The organism is Stappia sp., assembly GCF_048268045.1.
Classification (GTDB): Bacteria; Pseudomonadota; Alphaproteobacteria; order Rhizobiales; family Stappiaceae; genus Stappia.
Genome location: NZ_JBLWWG010000011.1, coordinates 79,594 through 102,245, shown reverse-complemented (window position 1 = coordinate 102,245; position 22,652 = coordinate 79,594). Strand labels below are relative to the sequence as shown.

Sequence of the window (22,652 nt, the reverse complement as noted above, 5' to 3'; positions counted from 1 at the left end):
GTCACCGGGTAGCGCGGGCCGCTTGAAGGCGCAAGGCGTCGCGCAGGAAGCCGTCGAGCCGTTTCGCGCCGGCCGCCAGCGTGTGATGTGCGCGGATATGCGCGCGCGCCGCATCGCCCATCGTCGTTGCGCGATCCGGGTGTTCCAGAAGCGTCGCGAGATTGGCCGCGAAGGCTGCCGCATCGCCTTCGCGGGAGAGCAGGCCGCTCGTGCCGTCGGCCACCACGTCGGGCACGCCGAAGGTGGCGCCACCGACGATGGCGAGCCCGGCTGCCTGGGCTTCGAGGAAGACAAAGCCGAACGCCTCGCGCACCGCCGGCCACACGAGAATATCGTGACCGGCATAAAGCGACGGCATGGCGTCGGCGGCGATCTCGCCGGCGAAACGCGCCGGCAGGCCGGCAAAGAGCTTCTCCACCTGGCTCCGGCAGGGGCCGTCACCGGCAACGGTCAGCCGGTAGCGCACCGGATCGATCCGGCGAAGCGCCTCGGCGAGCACCGTGTAGGAGGCCAGTTTCGCGCCCTCGCGCATCATGCCGACAGCAAGGAGACGCGGCGGCTCGCCGTCCCGGCGCGACGTGCGCGGCGTCTCCAGAAACGGGTCCGCGTCGAGAAACGGCGGGACAAGCGCCAGGCGTTCGTTGTCGACCACATCCTGAAGGCAAGTGAGATCGGCGCGGTGAAGCGCCCCCACCTGGTCGGCGCGGGCAAGGCCGGCGTCGGCGGCGGCAAAGCCATACGCCCAGTCGCCGGTCCGCCGCTTCGGCGCGCGGCTTGCCTCAAGCACCGCATAGGCCGCGCCGAAGCGCGTCGCGAGCGCCGGGCCGATCCAGTCGGGAGCCTTGTGGTAGAGATGATAGGTGAGGAACACATCCGGGCGATAGCCCTCGGCGTGCCAGCGGTCGCCGACGCGCAGGGCCTCGGCCAGCGCCTCCGCCTCCAAGCCCTGCTGCATGGCGATGCCGCCGGTCCCGCGCCAGGAGCGGAAGCCGGAGGCGATGCGAACCTCGTGCCCGGCCGCCGCCAGCGCGGCGACGATCAGCCGCCCCATGGTGCGCTCTCCCGAGGGGATCGGGTCGTCGAGCGGTTTCATGGGGGCGGTGAAGGCGATGCGCATGGCGCGTTACAGCACGGCCTTGAACCGCTCGGCAAGAAGATCGATGCCCGGGTCGGAGGAAAAGCGGGCACGCACGTCATCGGCCGCCGCCTGTCCCAGCCGGTCGCGCCTCGACGGGTCCCGGGCGAGGCTCTCGAGCGCGGCGGCGAGTGTTGCCGGCTCCTCGGGAGGCACCAGAACGCCCGTCTCCCCGTCGCGGATAAGCTCCGGGATTGCCGAGACATTGGTGGCAAGGCAGCAAAGTCCCATGGCCTGCGCCTCCATCAGCACATTGGGCAGGCCGTCGCGATCGCCGGATCGGGCGATCTTCGAGGCGAGTACGAAGACGTCGGCGCGTTCGGCGGCGGCGATCACATCCTCGCGCGGGCGCGCGCCGTTCCAGGTGATGCGCCCGGCGATCCCGAGCCGCTCGGCCAGAGCCGTCAGATCGCCGGCCTTCTCGCCGCCTCCGATATGCTCGAAGTGCCAGTCGAGATCGTCCGGCAGGCGGGCAAGGGCGGCAAGCACGTCGTCATACCCCTTCTTTTCCACCGCACGCCCGACCGAGAGGATGCGCACCGGCCGCCCCCGTGCGCCATCGTGCATCCGCGTCTTTGCCGCGCGTCGCGGAAACGGCGTGAAGTCGAGCCCGTGATAGACAAGCGTGATCTTCTCCGGCTCGGCCGCGAGCCCGCGCAGATGTTCGACGTTGACCCGGGTGCAGGTCACGCCCCAGGCGGCGTCGTCGAGCTTCACCTTGAGGTCCCAGTCCGGGCTCGTCCAGATGTCCTTGGCATGGGCCGAAAAGGACCAGCGCCGGCCCGAAAGATGCGCCGCGTAACGCGCCACCGAGCAAGGCGTGTGCAGGTAGTGGGTGTGGATCCAGCTCACGTCCTGCGGCAGTTCATGCGCCAGCACGCAGGCCTGTCCCCAGCGGCGCTGGCGGTTGGCGTTGTGCTCATGCGCGAAATCCGCCTCGTAGAGCGCGCGCGCGGCGGCGTGGGTCGGTTGCGCCTCGGCCCAGCGGCGGGCGCGGGCGACACGCGCCGGATCGTCCTTGATGTACTCGGGAAGATAGAGCACCTCGGCGCCGATCTGCCGGTGCACCTCGTGGATGAACGGATCGTAGGGCTTTCGCAGCGCCACGATGAGCTGGCCGACGCCGCGGCGCTCTAGCCCGAGGATCTCCTGGGCAATGAAGGTCTCGGACAGGCGCGGATAGCCTTTGACGACGACGGCGATGCGGGACATGTCGGGATATCCGGGTGTGTCGGGGTGCGTTGCGCGGGAAGGGCGCTCAGTGGGCCGGGATCATTCCCGGCGTGGCGCGCGGCGTGCGCGCGTCGAGTATCGCCTCCACGCGGTCGCCGATGGCCGTCAGTCCGTCGAGCAGATTGTCGATGCCCGCCGTCGACGGCGGCGCCAGCCAGGGCAGTTCGGCTAGCGCGTTGATCATCTTGCTCACGTCCGGGTAGTCCTCGATGGGAAGAACCTTGAGCAGGCCGATCTTTTCGGCGCGGGTGGCGCGGATCGACTGCTCCCGGCGCGGCACCACGCGTGGCACCAGCAGCGTCGGCTTGTCGAACGACAGGATCTCGCAGAACGTGTTGTAACCACCCATGCCGACGATGGCGCGCGCACCCGCCATATAGGGCTCGATGGTCGGCAGGAAGCGCATGACGTGCACGTCGCGCAGGAGCTCCGCGCGGGACTGGAACTCCGCCGCCGCCGAGGCCGGCATGAAGGGGCCAAGCACGATCAGCGCGGGGAACAGCGGTTTGGTGCGCGCCTCATAGGCCCGCATCACCCAGTCGACCATCTCCACCCCGTCGCCGCCACCACCCGGCGTGACCAGGATATAGGGCTCGTCGTCGAAGGGCAGGGGCTCGGCGATGCGTGCGTCGGCAGGGATGGTGCGGCGCAGGTAGCCGGTGTTCAGCGCCTTGTCGTGCACGGACCTAGGCAAGTCCATGCCTTCGAGCGGGTTGTGCAGGTCGGGCGGACCGTAGATCCAGATCTCGTCATAGAGATCGCGCAGCGCCGGATCGACGTTCTTGCGCGTCCACTCCTCGCGCAGCACCGCCGGATCGTCCATGACGTCGCGCAGCCCGAGCACCAGTCGCGTGTTGCCCTGCCGCTTGAGCATTTCCAGCGTGCCGAGGATCTCGCCGCGCAGGCCGAGCGGCTCCTTGTCGACGATCAGGATGTCGGGGTCGAAGACCTTGGCCGTGTGCTCGATGATCGAGGAGCGGATGGCGAGGATGTGTTCGATGTTCAGTGACAGCGACAGCGGCGTGTATTCGCCGTTCCGCAGCTTGATGACGCCGGGGATGCGCACGAAGTCGACGCGCGAGCGGAACTCGAAACTGCCGATGATCGGCGAGCCGGACAGTATCAGGACCGACAGGTCCTGAAACCGCCGGGCCAGCGCATGGGCGATGGTGCTGCAGCGGCGCAGGTGTCCGAGCCCGAAGGAGTCGTGACTGTAGATCAGGATCTTCGGGGAGCTGTTGATCATGCAAGCCTGTCTCGTAAGCGCAACCGCATTCCACGAACGACCACGCACCCGAATTTTCATTCTGTCTAGCGGGCGCGTAAATGGGATGCAAGGCCCCGGCACGGTGGAGAAGGGTGCCATGCCCGGCAATTCGCTTTGGTTTTTGTTCGGTTGCCGCTTTCGGTGAATTGGTGCTTTGTGGCAGGAAGGTTATGATATGCCGATGAACGGGTGAAAGGGGATGTCGACCGATCTGGTCCCCGAGCAGGCGTTTTGCGGTTGTTGACGAATTCGGTTGTTGGCGAATAAGGCGCGAGAACGCGGCTCGTATGGAAAAAAGTCTTTTCAACTTTATCTGGCGCTACAGCAAGCGCCAGCAGATGGTGATCCTGCTCATCACCATCGTCTCCTATCCGGTTACATATGTTCTGCTCGAACTGCCGAAGCTGATCGTCAACGACGCGATCCAGGGCGAGAATTTCCCGCGCGCCGTTTATGGCCTCGAGTTCGACCAGGTCTCCTATCTGGTGCTGCTCTGTTTCGCCTTTCTCGGCCTTGTCGTCCTGTCGAACGGCATCAAGCTGATCCTCAACGTCTTCAAGGGGCGACTCGGCGAGCGCATGCTGCGCCGCCTGCGCTTCGAGCTTTTCCAGCGGGTGCTGCGCTTCCGCTTGCCGCACTTCAAGAAGGTGAGTTCGGGCGAGATCATTCCGATGATCACCTCCGAGGTGGAGGACGTGGGAGGGTTCATCGGCGAGGCGATCGCCCTGCCGGCCTATCAGGGCGGCATGCTGGTGGTGCAGATCGGCTTTATCTTCATGCAGGATCCGCTGCTCGGGCTTGCGGCGATCTCCTCCTATCCGATGCAGGCCTATGTCATTCCCAAGCTGCAGCGCCGCGTCGTGCGCCTGTCGCGCGAGCGGGTTCGCAACACCCGCGTGATCGCCGACAAGGTGGGTGAGTCGATCGGCGGCATCTCCGAGATCCACGCCAATGACGCCTCTGCCTGGCATTCGGCCGACATCGCCGAGCGGCTCTATACCAACTACCTGATCCGCTTCAAGATTTTCAACTGGAAGTATTTCATAAAGTTCCTCAACAACTTCATGAACCAGTTGACGCCGTTCCTGTTCTACCTGATCGGCGGCTGGCTGGTGATCGAGGGCAATCTGTCCATCGGCGCGCTGCTGGCGGTGATCGCGGCCTACAAGGATCTGGCCGGCCCCTGGAAGGAGCTGCTGGCCTACTACCAGATGGTCGCCGACGTCGACGTGAAGTACCAGACGGTGGTGGAGAACTTCGATCCGGTCGACATCTACCCGGTGTCGCGTCTGGTTGACGATCAGGACGTGCGGCTCGAGGGCGACCTGGTGATGAAGAGCGTCAGCTTCTCCGGCGGTGCCGCCGGGCAGGAGGTGTTCGACGTCAGCTTCAAGGTCGCCGCCGGCGATCATGTCACGATCCTCGGCCCGGATGGATCGGGGCGTTCCGAGGTCCTCCAGCTCGCCGCCGGTCTGATCGGCGCGACGGGTGGTCGGGTGGAGATCGGCGGGCACAATCTCGACAACCTGTCGGAATCGGTGCTCGGCCGCCAGATCGCCTATGTGGGGCCGTCGGTGCATGTGTGGACCGGCACGTTGCGTGACAACATCTTCTACGGATTGCGCCACCGGCCACTGCGCCCGCCAGAGCGCGACAGCGCGGCGACGAGCGAGCACGACCGCCGTCTCGCCGAAGCCGATGCCACCGCCAATCCGGTGTATGATGTCGAGGCGTCGTGGGAGGATCTCGACCGTGTCGGCCTGGCGGACCTCGACGGGCTCGACGGACGCGCACTCGAACTGATCGAGATGACGGGTCTTGCGCCGGATGTCTACCGCATGGGCCTGCAGGCGCCGATTGATCCGGAACGCTGGCCGGACGTGGCGGAGAAGATCCTCGCCGTGCGTCGGGCGCTGGCCGACAAGGTGGAAAGTGACCCGACCCTTTCGGCCATGATCGAGCTGTGGCACGTCGACCAGTTCAACAACTCGGCCTCGGTGGCGGAAAATCTGCTGTTCGCGGCGCCGGCCGACCCGAACGAGGGGCTTGCCTCGCTTGCCGCCGACCCGGATGTCGGGGCCGCGCTCAAGGAGACCGGGCTTGTCCCGCAGCTCGTCGCCATCGGCCGCAAGATCGCCGAGACCATGGTCGAGCTGTTTGCCAATGTCTCGGGCGATTCCGGCCTTCTGGGCGACTATTCCTTCATCACCCAGGACGAACTGCCGGAGTTCGAACGCATCACCCGCGCGGCCCGCATGGGCGACAGCGGCAAGGCCGGGCTGACGCCGGCCGACGAGGCCCGGCTCATCGGCCTTGCCTTCAAGCTGGTGCCGGCCCGTCACCGTCTCGGCCTGCTCGACGACGACCTGCGCGCCAAGATCGTCGCCGCCCGCGGGACCTTCCACAAGCGGCTGGCCCGGCGCGAGGGGCGTATCGTCCAATTCGACCCGGAGCGCTACATCGCGCCGATGTCGGTGGAGGACAACCTGCTGTTCAGCCGTCCGCGGGTCGACCGGCGCGACGCGCGCGAGCGCATCGAGAAGGTTATCCGCACGCTTGTGGAGGAGATGGAGCTGCGTGTGCCGATCATTCGCGCCGGCCTCGATTTCCATGTCGGCGTCGCCGGTTCGCGCCTGTCGACCGGGCAGCGTCGCCGTGTCGCGCTGGTGCGCGCGCTGATGAAGAACGCGCCGATCACCATCCTCGACGACACCGCGGCCAGCATGAGCGACGACGACAAGTCCATTCGCGCCATGCTGCGTGGCGAACTCGAGGGGCGCATGCTGCTCTTCGGCTCGTCGAATTTGATCGTGTCGGAGGAATTCGACCATAGTATCGTCATGAACCAGGGTCGCGTGCGCGGGGAGGAGGAGGACTGATGACCGCTTTCTTCGGCTCGCGTCCCTTGTCGGGAAAAACCTGGGCGGCCCACGGCACAAGATCGCCGGCGCTGCGCCCGAAGGAGGTAATGTGACCCTTGACGCGGAAGTCGATGCGTTGCGGCGCGTGCCGCTTTTCCGGGGCATCGATGCGACGAAGCTGAGGCTGCTGGCCTTCATCTCCGACCGCACCCGCTTCGCGGCTGGCGAGCGACTGTGCAATCAGGGAGAGGAGGGCGACAGCGCGTTCATCATCCTGGAGGGGTCGGCGGACATCCGCGTCGACACGCCGGACGGGGAGAAAACCGTTGCCAGGGTGGGGCGTCATTCCATTGTTGGCGAAATCGCGATCCTGTGCGACGTTCCGCGTACCGCCTCCGTGGTCGCCGCGGAGGAACTCGATGTCCTGACCGTCTCCAAGGACGATTTCCTTCGTTTGCTCAAGGAGTTCCCTGACATGTCGCTCGAGGTCATGCGCACGCTTGCGCAGCGTCTGGAACGGACCACACAGGATCTCGCGGCGCTCAAGGCGTCAGGCGAAGCGGCGTGAAGCGGGCAGGCGACGTGGCGGGAAGTTCCGGGCTGTCTCTCAAGATCTGGGGCGTACGCGGGTCCACGCCGACACCCGGAGAAGCGACGCTGCGCTATGGCGGCGAGACCACCTGCTTCGAGCTCAGGGCCGGCAGCGACCTGATCCTCGTCGATTGCGGCTCCGGCGCCCGGCTTCTCGGCTCGGCGCTGATGGCGGAGCCGCCCCGAGCGCTTGACCTGTTCTTCACTCACACCCATCTCGACCACATCTGCGGCCTTCCGTTCTTCAAGCCGGCCTATGACGAGCGTTTCCGCATCGATGCCTGGGCCGGTCATTTCGCCGACAAGTCGGGGCTGATGGACATCATCTGCCGGATCATGTCGCCGCCGATCTTCCCGGTCGCGGCCAAGCAGTTGAAGGCCGTGACCTTCCGCAATTTCAACGCCGGCGAGACCGTGGAGCGGACCGGCGAGATCGCCGTCACGACGGTGTCCCTCAATCACCCGGGCGGGGCCACCGGCTATCGCTTCGAACACGGTGGCAAGTCGATCTGCATCATCACCGACCACGAGCACGGCGTGCCTGAGCATGACCGGGCGGTGCGCCGCTTCGTCGAGGGCGCGGATGTGATGATCTACGACGCCATGTTCACCGACGCCGAATATCCGACCTATGCCGGCTGGGGGCATTCCACCTGGCAGAAATGCGTCGAACTCGCGCTGGATGCGGGTGTGCGCCAGCCGGTGCTGTTCCACCACGATCCGCGCCGCTCGGACGACGCGCTCGACGCCATCGCGCAAGAGGCGGTGAAACTCCACCCCGGCTTGCTGGTGGCCCGCGAGGGCATGGTGCTTACCCCCTGATACGGCGTCCGGTCCGGCCTCCGCGAAGCGTTACTTGCCGACGAGGTTCGGTCGTTGTCTGATGCCACGACGGCCATTTCGCGCCGGCGGAAAGGGAGGAGAGGCGACGTGGCCGCATCGCAGCCGCCTGCCGGGGCAGCCGGGCATGTCCCCGCGCGTGTCGCCGCCGAGATCCGCGCCCGCGAGGCCAGCGCCGAACGACTGATCGGCTGGATCCAGCTTGCGCTCGTTGTGTTCTTCGCCGCGCTCTATTCGCTCGCCCCGCGCGCCGAGGGCGGCAGCGGGTTCAACTTCGTGCCGCTGGCGCTCGGCGCCTATTTCCTTTTCACTCTCAGCCGCCTGGTGCTTTCCTACCGCATCGAGCTGCCGACCTGGTATCTGCTGCTGTCCATCGTCGTCGACGTGGCGCTGCTTTGCGGCCTGATCTTTTCCTTCCACATCCAGTACGCCCAACCCGCGAGCTTCTATCTGAAGGCGCCGACGGTGATGTATCTCTTCATCTTCATCGCCTTGCGTGCGTTGCGGTTCGACCCGCGTTTCGTGCTGGCAACCGGGCTGGTGGGCAGTCTCGGCTGGGCCGCGCTGGTCGGCTATGCGGTGCTGCCGGCGCTGTCGGAGATGCGTGTCACCCGCAATTACGTCGAATATCTCACCTCCAATGCCATCCTCGTCGGCGCGGAGCTGGACAAGGCCATCGTCATCGTTGGCGTGACGCTGCTGTTGGCGCTGACGCTGCATCGCGGGCGGCAGGTTCTGGTCGCCGCCGTGCGCGAGGAGGCCGCCGCTTCCGATCTCAAGCGCTTCTTCTCGCCCGAGGTCGCCAGCTCGATCACCGACGCCGACGAGATGCTCGTCGCCGGGCGCGGCGAAGTGCGTGAAGTGGCGGTGCTCATGGTCGACATTCGCGGCTTCACCCGCATGGCGGCCGCCCTGCCGCCGGAAACGGTGATGGCGGTGCTGGCCTGCTACCAGGAGGACGTGTCGCGTGTGATCGCGCGCAACGGCGGGCGGGTCGACAAGTTCCTGGGCGATGGCGTGCTGGCGACCTTCGGCGCGGTCACCCCGAGCGAGACGGCCGCCGCCGATGCCCTGCGCGCGGGGCGCGAACTGCCCGCCACATTCGCCGGTCTCGCTCCCGCGCTTGCGCGGCTCGGCTGGCCGGAGGATCTGCGCGCCGGTGCCGCCGTCGCCGCCGGGCCGGTCACCGTCGGCGTCGTCGGGTCGGTCGACCGGCTCGAGTTCACGGTGATCGGCGATGCGGTGAACCGGGCGGCGAAACTCGAGGACGCCAACAAGGCGGAACGGACCACGGTGCTCACCGACGCGGAGACTTTTGCCAGGGCTGTGGCGCAGGGGCTCGATGCGGCCGGCGTCGAGCACAGGCCCGCCTGCACCGTCGCCGGCCTGGCGGGCCCTCGCGATCTCGTCGTCATCGCCTGACTGCGTATTCCCGCCAAGGCTTGACCGTCCCCTGTCCGTCTGTAACCTCTGCGGCTTCGGAGGAGGCTCGCGCCAAAGGTGCGGGCGCAACAACTTGGGAGTGAAAATGGAGCTTCGCGAAGGTCTTTCCGCCGTTGTCACCGGCGGTGCGTCCGGTCTCGGCGCGGCAACAGCGCGCCGACTGGCATCCGCCGGGGTCAGGGTCACGCTTTTCGACATGAACGTCGAGCAGGGCGAGGCGGTGGCCAGGGAAATCGGCGGCGCCTTCGTCGCGGTCGACGTGACCAGCGACGAGAGTGTGGAGAAGGGGTTCGCCACAGCCCGCGAGCACTTCGGCGTCGAGCGCATTCTCGTCAATTGCGCCGGTATTGCCCCGGGAGCCAAGACCACCTCGCGCGGTGAACCGCACTCGCTTGCGCTTTTCGAAAAGGTCATCGCCGTCAATCTGGTCGGCACCTTCCGCTGCATCGCCCATTCCTCGACGGGCATGAGCGGGCTGGAGCCGGTGACCGCCGACGGCGAGCGCGGCGTCATCGTTTCCACCGCCTCCGTCGCCGCCTTCGACGGTCAGGTCGGCCAGGCCGCCTACGCCGCCTCGAAGGGCGGCATTGCCTCGCTGACGCTGCCGGTCGCGCGCGACCTGTCGCGTTCCGGCATTCGCGTCGTCACCATTGCGCCCGGTCTGTTCGAGACGCCGATGCTTCTCGGCCTGCCGCAGGATGTGCAGGACTCCATCGGCCAGCAGATCCCGTTCCCCTCGCGGCTTGGCAAGCCGCAGGAGTATGCCGACCTCGTTGCCGCGATCTGCGAAAACGGCATGCTCAACGGCGAGACCATCCGTCTCGATGGCGCGATTCGCCTCGCGCCGCGCTAATCGCGCAAGACTGCGTTCGCAGGGCCGTCGCGGTGTCCATCGCGGCGGTTTCTTGTTTTTCACGCGGACATTTCATGGCGGTCATGCGCGCGCAGTGGCGCTTGCGTCGACCTCCTGCGAGGACTGCATAGCTGCCACAATTGATGTGTGATCCGGCTCCGATTTTTCTTGTCGCGTCGCGCGACGACGCGTAATTCTTCCGCAAATACATGCGTATTCCCGGAAAAGCTAAAGTGGATCAAAGCATCCCGTCCACGGCCGGTGCCGTGGTTTCGCCCGTGCCGGCCTCCGAGCGCCTGCCCGTGCTCGACGCCCTGCGCGGTCTCGCCGCGCTCGGCATCTTGTGGCGCAACATCTTCGTCTTCGGCCTGCCGACGGTCGCCTTCTCGCTGCCGGAGCAGTGGGGGCTGGCGATCGACTGGAACGTGACCACATGGCTGTTCGTCGTCATTTTCGTCGATGGCACCATGCGTGGCCTGTTCTCGATGCTGTTCGGCGCGACCGCGATCCTGATCATGGACCGCTACGAGCGCCGCCCGGGGGGGCTCTTCGCCGCCGATCTCTATTTTCGTCGCCTGATGTGGCTCGTCGCCTTTGGCCTTGTCCATGGCTACCTGCTGCTGTGGCCTTATGACGTTCTCTACGTCTACGGGCTTCTCGGCATGTTCCTCTTCGTCTTCCGCAATCTGCGCGGCCGCAGTCTGCTGATGATCGCGCTGGCGCTTTTCGTCGTGTCCTCGCTCAAGGACGGCACCGGCTGGAGCCTCGACCAGGCTTCCGTTGAGGCCTATGATTCCCAATTGTCCGCCGCGGCCGACACGCCTCAAGACACCGGCTCCGAGGTAGGGGCCGATGCCGGCGCGCAGGACCTGCCCGATATCGTCGCGGCCCCGCGCCCGGACACTGCCACCGGCGAGGCTGCCGGCGCCGATGCCGCGCAGGTCGACGAGGCCGAGCAGGCGGAGGAGGAGGAAGCGGCCCAGCAGATCCAGGAACTGGAGCGGCTCGCGCTTGCCGAGATGGACGAGCGGCTTGCCTCCTATCCCGACCTGCTGCGCACCATTGCGCTGGAGACCTTCCAGGAGCAGACGACGCTGTTCTTCTCCGATCATGTCCTCGATGTGGGGTCGATGATGTTCTTCGGCATGGCGCTTTTCCGCCTCGGCGGATTGTCCGGGCGCTGGCGCACGCGCACCTATCTGGCGATGGCGGTCGCCGGTCTTGGCGGCGGCGTTCTGCTCGGCTTCCTGATCCACGGCACGACGACGCTCGCCGCCTGGGAGGCCTATTCGATCGGTGACTGGGACGCCTATTTCTACAACGCCCGCCGCCTGCTGCTCTGCCTCGGTCTGATCGGCCTGTTCAATCTGGTGCTGCGGGCGAAGGCGGGGGCGACGCTGCTGCTGCCCTTCGTCGCCGTCGGGCGCATTCCGCTGACCATCTACGTCGGTCAGACGGTGATCTGCATCTTCCTGTTCTACGGGATCGGTTTCGGCCTGTTCGGCACCATGGAACACCATGAACTGCTGGGCGTCGCCTTCCTTATAAACCTGGCGCAGATTGTCTTCGCGCTACTGTGGCTGCGGTCCGGCCGACAGGGGCCGCTGGAGGCGCTGCTGCGCCTTCTGATCGCCGGTGGCAGACAGCACTGAACCGCAGGGGAGCCCAACGGAGAGGCGGCTCCCCGCAACCGCTGCAGGCCTTGCTCTTTCGTCGCGCTGATGCGCAGACTGGGCAAGGAAAGGGCGGGTGATGGTTTGTGACGGCGGAAATGCGCGCCTTCCTGGGCGCGCCGCAATGGCGGTATTGGCGCTTGTCCTCGGGTTTGCGGCGGCCGGTCGTGCGGATGCCGCCCGGGTGACGCGCCCCACCGCCGAACCTTCCGCGCCGCTCGCGCAAGGCCCGGTCTGCCCGCTTGCGCTCGTTCTGGCCATCGATGTGTCGTCGAGCGTCGACGCGCGCGAATTCGATCTCCAGATGCAGGGGCTTGCCCGCGCGTTTCGCGATCCTCGGGTCGGCGAGGCGATCCTGGCCAGTGGCGGGGTTCTGGTGACGGCCTTCGAGTGGTCGGGCCGCGCCCAGCATGTCACGCTTGCCGAATGGACCTGGCTGTCCTCGCAGGCCGGGATCGAGCGCTTTGCCGCCGGTCTTTCCGAAGCCCACCGCACCCATACCAGCTACCCGACGGCGCTCGGCTATGCGCTCGGCCACGCGGCGATCCGTCTGCGCGGCGCGCCGCGTCCCTGCCTGCGCCAGGTGGTCGACATGTCCGGCGACGGGGTGAACAACGAGGGCTTTCCACCCGAGAGCGCCTATCGCGCCTTCGACTACCGACGGATCACGGTCAACGGGCTGGTGGTGCGCGGCGCCGATCCCGATCCGGTCGTCTACTATCGCGAGAGGGTCATTCGCGGGTATGGAGCCTTTGTCGAGGTCGCCGACGGCTATGGCGATTATGCGAAGGCGATGGCGCGCAAGCTGCTGCGCGAGGTCTCCGGCAATGCCTTCGCCGGTGATGCGCGCGGGCGGACGCTGACCCGCAGGGACTAGCGGCAGCCGGTGTCGCCCGAGGAAACGGACACGCCGCCGCGCCCGCCGGAGCCGATGACGACGCCGCTCGAGCGGCAACCGTCGTCCGCAGCCGGTTCGGTCGCCTCTCCTGCCGCCTCTCCGGCCATGCACCTTTCGAAAGCCGAATCATAGGCGTCCTGCCAGGTGCGCTGCGCCGACCGGCCGAGCGCATCGAGCGTCGCCAGTCCGGCGGCGGCCCGCGCTCCGCGCTCCGCGCCACGCGGGCTCCAGTCGCGTCCCGGTCGGCTGCGTCCGGCCAGGCCGCCGATCACCGCGCCGTCCATGCCGGCACCGGTCACGCCATCGGTCACGTCGGCGGCGAACCCGGGATCCCGTTCCGGGCGGTTGCGCGATGCGGCAAGGTTGGCCTGTTGCGCGGCGATCTGGCCGCAGGCAAGCGAGCGGTCGCCGTTCTCGTACAGACTGTCGGCCCGCGCGCCCATCAGGGCTGCGCCCCCGGCAAGCAGGAGCGCCGCGAACATGGCGCTGCGTCTGGTGTTTCGGATGCGCGCTGGTGCCATTTTCCGTCTCCCTCGGTCGCCCTGTTCCGCCCGGCAGCCTAATCGACTCCGCCCTTCCGCGCGATTAACGTGTCCGGTGGTGAAACGTGGGGCTTCACAGAGGAAATATTTTAGGCTTAAAATAATTCCAGATCCGCCGCAGAGCGGAGCGGCAGGACGGACGGGGTCCTTCCATGCCGTGCCACGACAGTCACACCAGCCAGAAGCCGGCGCCCGCGCGGACATGATCCTGCGCCGGGCGTATCCGAGGGGAGAGTTCAAGAATGAAGCGTGCAGTGACGGCGGCCATCGCCGCGGCGGCATTTGGCCTTGGCGGCCTGAGTGCCCAGGCCGAGAGCCTGAAGATCGGTTTCCTCGCCACCCTGTCCGGTCCGCCGGCGGTTCTTGGCGAGCATATGCGGGACGGGTTCCTGCTCGGCGTCAAGCAGGCCGACGGTAAGCTCGGCGGCCTCGACACCGAGGTTCTCGTCGTCGACGACGAACTGAAGCCCGATGCGGCGCTGACCAAGGTGCGCGGCCTCATCGAGCGCGACAAGGTCGACATGATCGCCGGCATTGTGTTCTCCAACGTCATGATGGCGACCTACAAGCCGATCATCGAGAGCGAGACGATCTTCGTCGGCGGCAACGCCGGGCCCTCGCCGATCGCGGGCAAGGCCTGCTCGCCCTATTTCTTCACCGCCTCCTACCAGAACGACCAGAACCATGAGGCCATGGGCAAATATGCCCAGGACGCCGGCTACAAGCGCATGGTCGTGATGGCGCCGAACTATCAGGCGGGCAAGGATTCCATCGCCGGGTTCAAGCGCTACTTCAAGGGCGAGATCGTCGACGAGATGTACACCAAGCTCGGCCAGCTCGACTTCTCCTCCGAGCTGACCAAGATCGCCGCCGCCAAGCCCGACGCGGTCTTCGTCTTCATGCCGGGCGGCATGGGCGTCAATCTGGTGAAGCAGTATGCCCAGGCCGGGCTTACCGAGCAGGTGCCGTTCCTGTCCGCCTTCACCGTCGACGAGACGACGCTGCCGGCGACCAAGGACACGGCCGTCGGCATGCTCGCCGGTGCGCAGTGGGCGCCGAACATCGACAATGAGGCCAACAAGGCCTTCGTCGCCGCCTTCGAGAAGGAATACGGCTACGAGCCCTCGGTTTACGCTGCACAAGGCTATGACGCGGCCCGCCTCATCGACGGCGCGCTGAAGCAGGCCGGCGGCAAGGGTGACAAGGCGAAGCTGATGGCCGCCATGAAGGAAGCCCCGTTCGACAGCGTGCGCGGCGACTTCAAGTTCAACACCAACCACTTCCCGATCCAGGATGTGTACGTGGTGAAGGCGGTCAAGCGCGATGACGGCAAGTATGTCACGCAGACGGTCGAGAAGGTCTTCGACGACAAGGTCGACGCCTATGTCGACCAGTGCAAGATGAAGTGACCTGACGCCTCCGGCCCGCTCCCCCAAAGGGGCGGGCCGGTTGCCTTTCAGCCACATCCCTGGCCTGCCTGAGCGGCCGGGCCACATCACCTGCCCAACCCGCGAGGCCGGAGCGTTGAGCGCGACCCTTCTTGCCGTTCAGACATTGAACGGCCTGCAACTTGGCATTCTCCTTTTTCTGATCGCCGCCGGGCTGACGCTCGTCTTCGGTGTCATGGACTTCATCAATCTCGCCCACGGGGTGCAATACATGCTGGGCGCCTATCTGGCGGTCGCGGCCTATGCGATCACCGGCACCTTCTGGGGGGCGCTGGTTCTGGCGCTCATCGGCGCGCTGGCCTTCGGTCTGCTGCTCGAGGTCCTGGTGTTCCGGCATCTCTACGACCGAAGTCACCTCGACCAGGTGCTGGCCACCTTCGGCATCATCATTTTCCTCAATGAGGCGGTGCGGGCGGTCTGGGGATCGACGCCGCTCACCCTGCCGATGCCGGACCTGCTGTCGGGCTCCTTCGAGTTGATGGACGGGCTGCTCTATCCTGTCTATCGCATCGCCCTCATCGTCGCCGGCCTGGTGGTCGCGGTTCTGCTCTATGTGCTGGTCACCCACACCCGCGCCGGCATGCTGGTGCGCGCCGGAGCGACCAACGCTCCCATGGTCTCCGCGCTCGGCGTCGATATCCGCCGGCTTTTCATGCTGGTCTTCGGCTTCGGCACCATGCTCGCCGGCTTCGCCGGCATTCTCGCCGCTCCCATCCTGGTGGTGGAGCCGGGCATGGGCGACAGCCTGCTGATCCTCGCCTTCGTGGTGATCGTCATCGGCGGTATCGGCTCGATCCGAGGTGCCTTCCTTGCCGCGCTCATCGTCGGCCTCGTCGACACGCTGGGGCGGGGCTTTGCCACCGACATCGCCAAGCTGCTGCTTTCGCCCTCGGCCGCCAACGACGTCGGCCCGGCGATCGCCTCCATGCTCATCTACGTGCTGATGGCCGGCGTCCTCTTCTTCCGACCGACGGGTCTGTTCCCCGTCCGCAACGGATGAGCGGACGATGACGCGCCACACCACCCACAAGAAGCCAACCAATCGCTGATGACCGATCCCATCCCCGTTTCCGCTTCCCCACCGGCCGAGGCCGGGCCCGCCACCGCGCGCCGGGGCCGGGTGCCCGAACTGGTGCTCGCCCTCATCGTCTTCGTCGCCTTCGCGCTGCTGCCACCGGTGGCCGGCGCGCTCGACGACAGTTTCATCGTCTTCTTCGCCATCCGCGTCATGGTCTTCGCCATTGCCGCCGTCAGCCTGTCCCTGATCCTTGGCTTCGGCGCGATGGTCAGCTTCGGCCATGCCGCCTACCTCGGCATCGGCGCCTATTGCGTCGGCATCCTCGCCGAGAACGGCATCTGGGACGTCACCGTCTCGCTGCCGGTGACGCTTCTGGTCTCCGCGCTCTTTGCCGCCGTCACCGGCGCGATCAGCCTGAAGACGCGCGGCGTCTACTTCATCATGATCACGCTCGCCTTCGGCCAGATGGCCTATTACACGGCGACCTCGCTCTCCGCCTACGGCGGCGACGACGGGCTGACCATCTGGGGGCGGACCGAGATCCTCGGCTCCGACCTGCTCAATGATCGCACCACCTTCTACTACGTCGTGCTGGCCGTCCTGATCGGTTGCTATCTTGTCGCCCGCATGATCGTCGCCTCCCGCTTCGGGCGTGTGCTGCAGGGCGCCAAGCAGAGCGAGATGCGCCTGCGCGCCATCGGCATCGATCCCTACTGGTACCGGCTCGCCGCCTATGTCATCGCCGGCATGATGGCGGGCCTCGCCGGCGCGCTGCTTGCCAATGCGGCGGAGTTCGTCTCTCCCGCCTACATGTCCTGGCACCGGTCGGGCGAGCTGATCGTCATGGTGGTTCTCGGTGGCCTCGGGTCTCTCGTTGGCGCCATTCTCGGTGCCGCGAGCTATCTGGCGCTGGAGGAACTTCTGTCCCATGTCACCGAGCACTGGCGGCTGATCTTCGGCCCCTTCCTCGTTCTGGTCGTGCTGTTCGGCCGGGGCGGGCTGCTCGCGCTCATCCAGGGAGGGCGCAAGGATGACTGATCCGATCCTCAAGCTCGAGGACCTCACCAAGTCCTATGGCGCGCTCAAGGTCACCGATCACGTCTCCCTCGACGTGATGCCGGGCGAGATCCACGCCATCATCGGCCCGAACGGGGCCGGCAAGACGACGCTCATCGGCCAGATCTCCGGCGCACTGCGCCCGGACGGCGGGCGCATCTCCTTCGACGGGCGCGACGTCACCGCCGATCCGTTCCACGCGCGTGCCCGCGCCGGTCTTGCGCGGTCATTCCAGATCACCGAGATCCTGCCCGACTTCACCGCGCGCGAGAATGTGGCGCTGGCGCTGCAGGCGCGGCAGGGGCATTCCTTCCGCTTCCTCGCCAATGTGGGCCGTGACCGGAAGCTCAATGCCCGCGCCGGCGCCATCCTTGCCGAACTGGGGCTGGCACATCGCGCCGATCTCTCAGCCGGCATTCTGTCGCACGGCGAGAAGCGGGCGCTCGAACTTGCCATCGCCATGGCGCTCGAGCCGAAGCTTCTGCTGCTCGACGAGCCCATGGCCGGCACGGGGCGCGAGGAGACGGACCGCCTCGTGGAGGTGCTGAAGGCGCTCAAGGGCCGCTACGCCATGCTCCTTGTCGAACACGACATGAGCGCCGTCTTCGCGCTTGCCGACCGCATTTCCGTGCTCGTCTACGGCCAGATCGTGGCCAGTGGCACACCGGAGGAGATCCGCAACAGCGCCCGCGTCCGCGAGGCCTATCTCGGCGAGGAGGGCGTGGCATGAGCGTGCTTCTGGAAATCGACGGCCTCGAGGCCTCCTATGGTGCGGCCAAGGTGCTTTTCGGCATGGGCTTCAGCGTGAACACCGGCGAGGTCGTCACGCTCATGGGCCGCAACGGCATGGGCAAGACAACCACCATCCGCACGCTCATGGGCATGATGAAGGCCTCCGCCGGCCGGGTCGTCTTCGACGGCACGGAGGTGACCGGGCGTCCCTCCTACCGCATAGCCCAGGCCGGGCTCGGGCTGGTGCCGGAGGGCCGACAGATCTTTCCCACGCTGTCGGTGGAGGAGAACCTCATCGCCACCTCGGCGAACCGCTTCGCCACCGATCCGGGCTGGTCGCTGGAGCGCGTCTATGCTTTCTTCCCGCGCCTCAGGGAGCGGCGCTTGAACATGGGCAATCAGCTTTCCGGCGGCGAGCAGCAGATGCTTGCCATCGGCAGGGCGCTGATGACCAATCCCAAGCTCCTGATCCTCGACGAGGCAACGGAAGGGCTCGCACCGCTGGTCCGCGCCGAGATCTGGTCATGCCTGGAGCGGCTGAAAGGGGAGGGGCAGTCCATCCTCGTCGTCGACAAGAACGTCGACGCGCTGGAGGTGCTTGCCGACCGCCATGTGGTGGTTGAGAAGGGCACCGTCGCCTGGACCGGCACCTCCGCCGACCTCAGGGCCGATGCGAGCATCCGGGAGCGCTATCTCAGCGTGTGACCGGCGGCGGCGGGTTGCCCGTCGTTTTCTTGCGCGTCGTTGTGCGTGCGGTGAACGGCGGGGCCTTGCGGGCCCTTGGCGATATAGGCGGGGACCTGGTCGGCCTCCATGGGCGGGGAATAGAGAAAGCCCTGCACCAGATTGACATCGAGCTGCTTCAGCACGGCCAGTTCCTGCAGGGTCTCGACCCCCTCGACGATGCAGTCGAGCTGTCGGTCGCGCGAAAGGTTGACCAGTGATCGGACGATGTCGCAGCTGGCCGGGTTGTGCTCGATGTTCATCACGAAGCTGCGGTCGATCTTGAGCTTGGTCAGCGGCAGCGCGTGCAGGCGCGACAGGCTTGAGTAGCCCGTGCCGAAGTCGTCGAGGGCCACGCCGCATCCAATTTCGCGCAGGAAGTTCACCGAGTTCTGCACCTGCTGGGGGTCGAAGGCGAACGTGGTTTCCGTGATCTCCATGTCCAGGCGTCGGGGGTCGAATCCCGAGCGCCTGAGGATCCCTGCGACCTGCATCAGGTTCTCTGGCAGGGCAAGGTCATGGGCGGACAGGTTGAAGGACAGCCGCAGGTCGTCCGGCCAGGTGGCGGCGGCGGAAAGCGCCTGTTGCAGCAGCGTGCCGGTCAGGCGCGAGATGATGCCGGCGCGCTCCGCGATCGGGATGAATTCGGCTGGCGAGACAGGGCCGATGGTCGGGTTGTTCCAGCGCGCCAGCGCTTCGAAACCGACGGCTTTGTCGGTGCGAATGTCGATGATGGGCTGGAAGGCGACACGCAATTCCTGATCGAGATCCGCTCCGCGCAGCATCTGCTCGACAAGCGACTCCCTGTGGATCATGGCGCTGTGCGCCTTCGAGAAGACGGTCGCGGCGCCGCGATGATGACGCTTGGAATGGTAGAGCGCATAATCGGCGCGGTTCATCAGCTCGGTTGGCGAGGGAACCTCTGGACCTCCGATGGCAAAGCCGATCGACCCGGAGACCTGCACCCGTGTCGAGGCGAGAGCCACCGGTTTGGCGAGCAGGTCGCAAAGCTCCTTGCCGAATTCCAGCAACGCTTCGGGACTCGTCTTCTTCTCGATCAGAAACGCGAATTCATCGCCCCCGAGCCTTGCGACAAACGCGGCTTTGCGGGAGCAGATGTTCCGCAGGCGGGTGCCGATCTCGCGCAGCAGCTTGTCGCCGATGGCGTGGCCGTAGGTGTCGTTCACCGGCTTGAATCCGTCGAGGTCGACGACGCCGACCGCGAAGGTCTCGTTGTCGGCCGCGGAGATCTCGAAGGTGCGCTCCAGCCTTGAAAAGAAGGCGCGCCGGTTCGGCAGATCCGTCAGGCTGTCGAGGTTCGCGAGCCGAAAATTCTCTTTGCTGAGCGCCAGCGCACGCGTCTTCGTTTCGACCATTTCCTTGAAATTATTATAGTTTATCGAGACGATGATGAGCATGGCAATGGTGACAAGCACCACGTTGAGCCCCGATGCGATGAAAGTTGGCTCCCCGGTCGACATGAAGAACGAGACGAACAGGGTGTTGACGATAAGCCCGACGATGATTGCCGCCGACCTCAGGTGCATGAGACAGAACACGCAGCTGACGATGGTGATCGCCATGAAGAAGCCGACATGGGCCTTGGTATAGGGCGTGCCATAGCCGTACAGGGTGAGAGACCAGGTGCTGAACGCGAGTGACAGCACGACCGCCAGATACAGCGTGCGTTGCAAGGCGGCTCGGGCGTCGGCAACCTCCGGCTCCTTGTCGCGTTGCTTCCACCAGGACACGATCCGAAAAATGCAGATCAGGCTGAGGGTGGCTGCGATATAGAGCGTCAACCAGACCGGGGCGTAGGGGAAGTGCGTGATTGAGAGGGCCCAGCAGTTCATCACCAGGATGATGTAAAGCAGCGGAACTTGTCGCGAGAAGGCCTTGTACTGCGCCTTCAGGAGGTCGGGATTGTCGGGGGGCGAGAACGACTTCAGGAGATATCGAAAAAACATGGCCATGAATTGTCCGGTGCGGGACCGGAACTCTCCCCCCAGTCCACGAAGAAACGGTCTTCTCGTTGTTCTGCGGCCATCTCGCAGTTGCCATCAGAGCAACACTTTGATGGGCTCGGCTGTGCTTTAACTTTAAAAAAAGCCAGCTTGAGGCTCTGCGTCAGAAGCCGCAGTCAGTCCATCAAAACTTTCAGTTCAATCAGATTAGCACAACTGATGCTTGGACGGAGTTTGGAAATCTCCACTCTCTTGTGAAAAGTGCCATTGCCGCGCGCGCTGCCTCGGATCCGGATCGCGGGGCCTGGCCTTCGCCGCGGCAGAGGCATTCGCCCGTTTGCGGAAAAGAAAACGGGCGGCAACTGGGCCGCCCGTTCGCATTTTTCGTTCTGTGCACGCCTGCGGGCGGGCGAAACCGTCGCCTCAGTCGACGCGGCGCACCGCGCCCTCGGCGGCGGAGGTCGCCAGCAGCGCATAGGCCTTGAGGGCCGTGCTGATCTTGCGCGTACGCTTCTCGACCGGCTTCCAGGCGTCGGCGCCCTTGGCGTCCATCGCCGCGCGGCGATGGGCCATCTCCTCGTCCGAAACGGCAAGGTGGATGGTGCGGCCGGGGATGTCGATCTCCAGACGGTCGCCTTCCTGGGCAAGGCCGATGGCGCCGCCTTCGGCGGCTTCCGGCGAGACATGGCCGATGGACAGGCCCGATGTGCCGCCCGAGAAGCGGCCGTCGGTGACCAGCGCGCACAGCTTGCCGAGGCCCTTCGACTTCAGGTAGCTGGTCGGATACAGCATTTCCTGCATGCCGGGCCCGCCGCGCGGTCCTTCGTAGCGGATCAGCACGACGTCGCCAGCCTCGACCTTGCCGGTCAGGATGCCGCTGACAGCGCTGTCCTGGCTCTCGAAGATGCGCACTCGCCCGGTGAATTTCAGGATCGAGTCATCGACGCCGGCGGTCTTCACGATGCAGCCGTCCAGCGCGATGTTGCCGTAGAGAACCGCAAGGCCGCCGTCCTGCGAATAGGCGTGCGCCTTGTCGCGGATGACGCCCGTCTCGCGGTCGTCGTCAACGCTGTCATAGCGGCAGTCCTGCGAGAAGGCGGTCTGAGAGGGAATGCCCGCCGGGCCTGCGCGGAAGAACGCGTTGACGCTGTCGCTGTCGGTGCGCTTCACGTCCCACAATGCCAGCGCGTCGGCGAGACTCGCAGCATGCACCATCGGCAGCGAGGTATCGAGCAGGCCGGCGCGGTCGAGCTCGCCGAGGATGCCGAAGATGCCGCCGGCGCGGTGGACGTCCTCCATGTGCACATTCGAGACGGACGGGGCCACCTTGCAGAGCACGGGAACCTTGCGCGACAGCTTGTCGATGTCGGCCATGGTGAAGTCGATCTCGCCCTCGCGCGCGGAGGCGAGCAGGTGCAGAACCGTGTTGGTCGAGCCGCCCATGGCGATGTCGAGCGACATGGCGTTGTGGAACGCGGCGCGATTGGCGATGGAGCGCGGCAGCACGCTGGCGTCGTCCTGCTCGTAGTAGCGCCGGGCAATGTCGACGATCAGGTGGCCGGCCTCGATGAACAGCCGCTTGCGGTCGGCATGGGTGGCGAGCGTCGAGCCGTTGCCCGGCAGCGACAGGCCAAGCGCCTCGGTCAGGCAGTTCATCGAGTTGGCGGTGAACATGCCGGAGCAGGAGCCGCAGGTCGGACAGGCCGAACGCTCGATGGCCATGACGTCCTCGTCGGACATCTTGTCATCGGCGGCGGCGACCATCGCGTCGACCAGGTCGAGCGCCCGCTCGGTGCCGTCGGCGAGCTTGACCTTGCCGGCTTCCATCGGGCCGCCCGAAACGAAGACCACCGGAATGTTGAGCCGCATGGCGGCCATCAGCATGCCCGGGGTGATCTTGTCGCAGTTGGAGATGCAGACCATGGCGTCGGCGCAATGCGCGTTGACCATGTACTCGACGCTGTCGGCGATGATCTCGCGCGAGGGCAGCGAATAGAGCATGCCGTCGTGGCCCATGGCGATGCCGTCATCCACCGCGATGGTGTTGAATTCCTTGGCGACGCCGCCGGCCGCCTCGACCTCGCGGGCCACAAGCTGGCCGAGGTCCTTGAGGTGAACGTGCCCTGGCACGAACTGGGTAAAGGAGTTCACGATCGCGATGATCGGCTTGCCGAAATCGCCGTCCTTCATGCCCGTGGCGCGCCAAAGGCCGCGCGCGCCCGCCATGTTGCGTCCGTGGGTGCTGGTTCTCGACCGGTAAGTCGGCATTCTCGCCTCGGTGGTTCGTATGACAATTGATCCGCAAGACGAGGTACGAAATCAGGCGCGACGACGCAAGGAAATTACGTCTCGGGGCCGCGCCCGGACAGATGCCG

18 protein-coding genes are annotated in these 22,652 nt (G+C 66.0%); 12 read left to right on the top strand and 6 right to left on the bottom strand.

Annotation, left to right across the window (positions count from 1 at the left end; translation table 11 throughout):
* Position 1 precedes the first annotated feature (1 nt).
* From ACN0WF_RS16730 to ACN0WF_RS16720, 3 genes are read right to left on the bottom strand one after another with little or no spacing between them, the layout of a single operon-like run.
* On the bottom strand, positions 2-1,117 hold the full coding sequence (locus ACN0WF_RS16730; RefSeq protein WP_417773922.1) for a glycosyltransferase family 4 protein: 1,116 nt from the start codon (positions 1,115-1,117) through the stop codon (positions 2-4).
* 6 nt (positions 1,118-1,123) lie between these two features.
* The gene (locus ACN0WF_RS16725; protein ID WP_417773921.1) at positions 1,124-2,347 is read right to left on the bottom strand and encodes a glycosyltransferase family 4 protein; all 1,224 of its coding nucleotides are present in this window, start codon (positions 2,345-2,347) and stop codon (positions 1,124-1,126) included.
* Between the two features lie 46 nt (positions 2,348-2,393).
* A complete protein-coding gene (locus ACN0WF_RS16720) occupies positions 2,394-3,614 on the bottom strand; it encodes a glycosyltransferase family protein (protein ID WP_417773920.1) in 1,221 nt (406 codons plus the stop codon).
* A gap of 308 nt (positions 3,615-3,922) precedes the next feature.
* Here ACN0WF_RS16720 and ACN0WF_RS16715 point away from each other — a divergent pair, with 308 nt between their 5' ends.
* The 7 genes from ACN0WF_RS16715 to ACN0WF_RS16685 all read left to right on the top strand — a co-directional run bounded on the left by ACN0WF_RS16715 (position 3,923) and on the right by ACN0WF_RS16685 (position 12,773).
* A complete protein-coding gene (locus ACN0WF_RS16715) occupies positions 3,923-6,514 on the top strand; it encodes an ABC transporter transmembrane domain-containing protein (protein ID WP_417773919.1) in 2,592 nt (863 codons plus the stop codon).
* Between the two features lie 91 nt (positions 6,515-6,605).
* Complete coding sequence (locus ACN0WF_RS16710; protein WP_417773918.1) at positions 6,606-7,064, top strand: cyclic nucleotide-binding domain-containing protein; 459 nt, start codon at positions 6,606-6,608, stop codon at positions 7,062-7,064.
* Complete coding sequence (locus tag ACN0WF_RS16705; protein WP_417773917.1) at positions 7,061-7,909, top strand: MBL fold metallo-hydrolase; 849 nt, start codon at positions 7,061-7,063, stop codon at positions 7,907-7,909. Before ACN0WF_RS16710 ends, ACN0WF_RS16705 begins: the two co-directional genes overlap by 4 nt.
* A 108-nt stretch (positions 7,910-8,017) precedes the next feature.
* A complete protein-coding gene (locus tag ACN0WF_RS16700) occupies positions 8,018-9,349 on the top strand; it encodes an adenylate/guanylate cyclase domain-containing protein (RefSeq protein WP_417773916.1) in 1,332 nt (443 codons plus the stop codon).
* Between the two features lie 106 nt (positions 9,350-9,455).
* Positions 9,456-10,223: an SDR family NAD(P)-dependent oxidoreductase gene (locus tag ACN0WF_RS16695; protein ID WP_417773915.1), complete on the top strand. Its 768-nt coding sequence runs from the start codon at positions 9,456-9,458 to the stop codon at positions 10,221-10,223.
* Positions 10,224-10,456: 233 nt separating this feature from the next.
* Entirely contained in the window at positions 10,457-11,875 is a 1,419-nt protein-coding gene (locus ACN0WF_RS16690; protein ID WP_417773914.1) for a DUF418 domain-containing protein, read from the top strand.
* A 205-nt stretch (positions 11,876-12,080) separates the two neighbouring features.
* Complete coding sequence (locus ACN0WF_RS16685) at positions 12,081-12,773, top strand: DUF1194 domain-containing protein (protein WP_417773913.1); 693 nt, start codon at positions 12,081-12,083, stop codon at positions 12,771-12,773.
* On the opposite strand, the gene ACN0WF_RS16680 is transcribed toward ACN0WF_RS16685, so the two are convergent.
* Positions 12,770-13,315: a hypothetical protein gene (locus ACN0WF_RS16680; RefSeq protein WP_417773912.1), complete on the bottom strand. Its 546-nt coding sequence runs from the start codon at positions 13,313-13,315 to the stop codon at positions 12,770-12,772. The two genes, ACN0WF_RS16685 and ACN0WF_RS16680, sit on opposite strands and share 4 nt — an antisense overlap.
* Positions 13,316-13,578: 263 nt before the next feature.
* On the opposite strand from ACN0WF_RS16680, the gene ACN0WF_RS16675 reads away from it, so the two are divergent.
* The 5 genes from ACN0WF_RS16675 (at position 13,579) to ACN0WF_RS16655 (ending at position 18,295) form a co-directional block, all read left to right on the top strand.
* Positions 13,579-14,745, top strand: a complete 1,167-nt coding sequence (locus ACN0WF_RS16675; RefSeq protein WP_417773911.1) for an ABC transporter substrate-binding protein — start codon at positions 13,579-13,581, stop codon at positions 14,743-14,745.
* 115 nt (positions 14,746-14,860) lie between these two features.
* The gene (locus ACN0WF_RS16670; protein ID WP_417773910.1) at positions 14,861-15,784 is read left to right on the top strand and encodes a branched-chain amino acid ABC transporter permease; all 924 of its coding nucleotides are present in this window, start codon (positions 14,861-14,863) and stop codon (positions 15,782-15,784) included.
* Positions 15,785-15,832: 48 nt separating this feature from the next.
* On the top strand, positions 15,833-16,840 hold the full coding sequence (locus ACN0WF_RS16665) for a branched-chain amino acid ABC transporter permease (RefSeq protein ID WP_417773909.1): 1,008 nt from the start codon (positions 15,833-15,835) through the stop codon (positions 16,838-16,840).
* Positions 16,833-17,588 (top strand): ABC transporter ATP-binding protein, encoded by a 756-nt coding sequence (locus ACN0WF_RS16660; RefSeq protein WP_417773908.1) that lies wholly within the window; start codon positions 16,833-16,835, stop codon positions 17,586-17,588. The genes ACN0WF_RS16665 and ACN0WF_RS16660 overlap by 8 nt, the downstream gene beginning before the upstream one ends.
* Positions 17,585-18,295, top strand: coding sequence for an ABC transporter ATP-binding protein (locus ACN0WF_RS16655; RefSeq protein ID WP_417773907.1), 711 nt, complete (start codon positions 17,585-17,587; stop codon positions 18,293-18,295). Before ACN0WF_RS16660 ends, ACN0WF_RS16655 begins: the two co-directional genes overlap by 4 nt.
* Here the strand turns inward: ACN0WF_RS16655 and ACN0WF_RS16650 are convergent.
* Positions 18,280-20,286: a putative bifunctional diguanylate cyclase/phosphodiesterase gene (locus tag ACN0WF_RS16650; RefSeq protein ID WP_417773906.1), complete on the bottom strand. Its 2,007-nt coding sequence runs from the start codon at positions 20,284-20,286 to the stop codon at positions 18,280-18,282. The genes ACN0WF_RS16655 and ACN0WF_RS16650 overlap by 16 nt on opposite strands.
* A 414-nt stretch (positions 20,287-20,700) precedes the next feature.
* Positions 20,701-22,545 (bottom strand): dihydroxy-acid dehydratase, encoded by a 1,845-nt coding sequence (ilvD, locus tag ACN0WF_RS16645; RefSeq protein ID WP_417773905.1) that lies wholly within the window; start codon positions 22,543-22,545, stop codon positions 20,701-20,703.
* Positions 22,546-22,652: the final 107 nt, after the last annotated feature.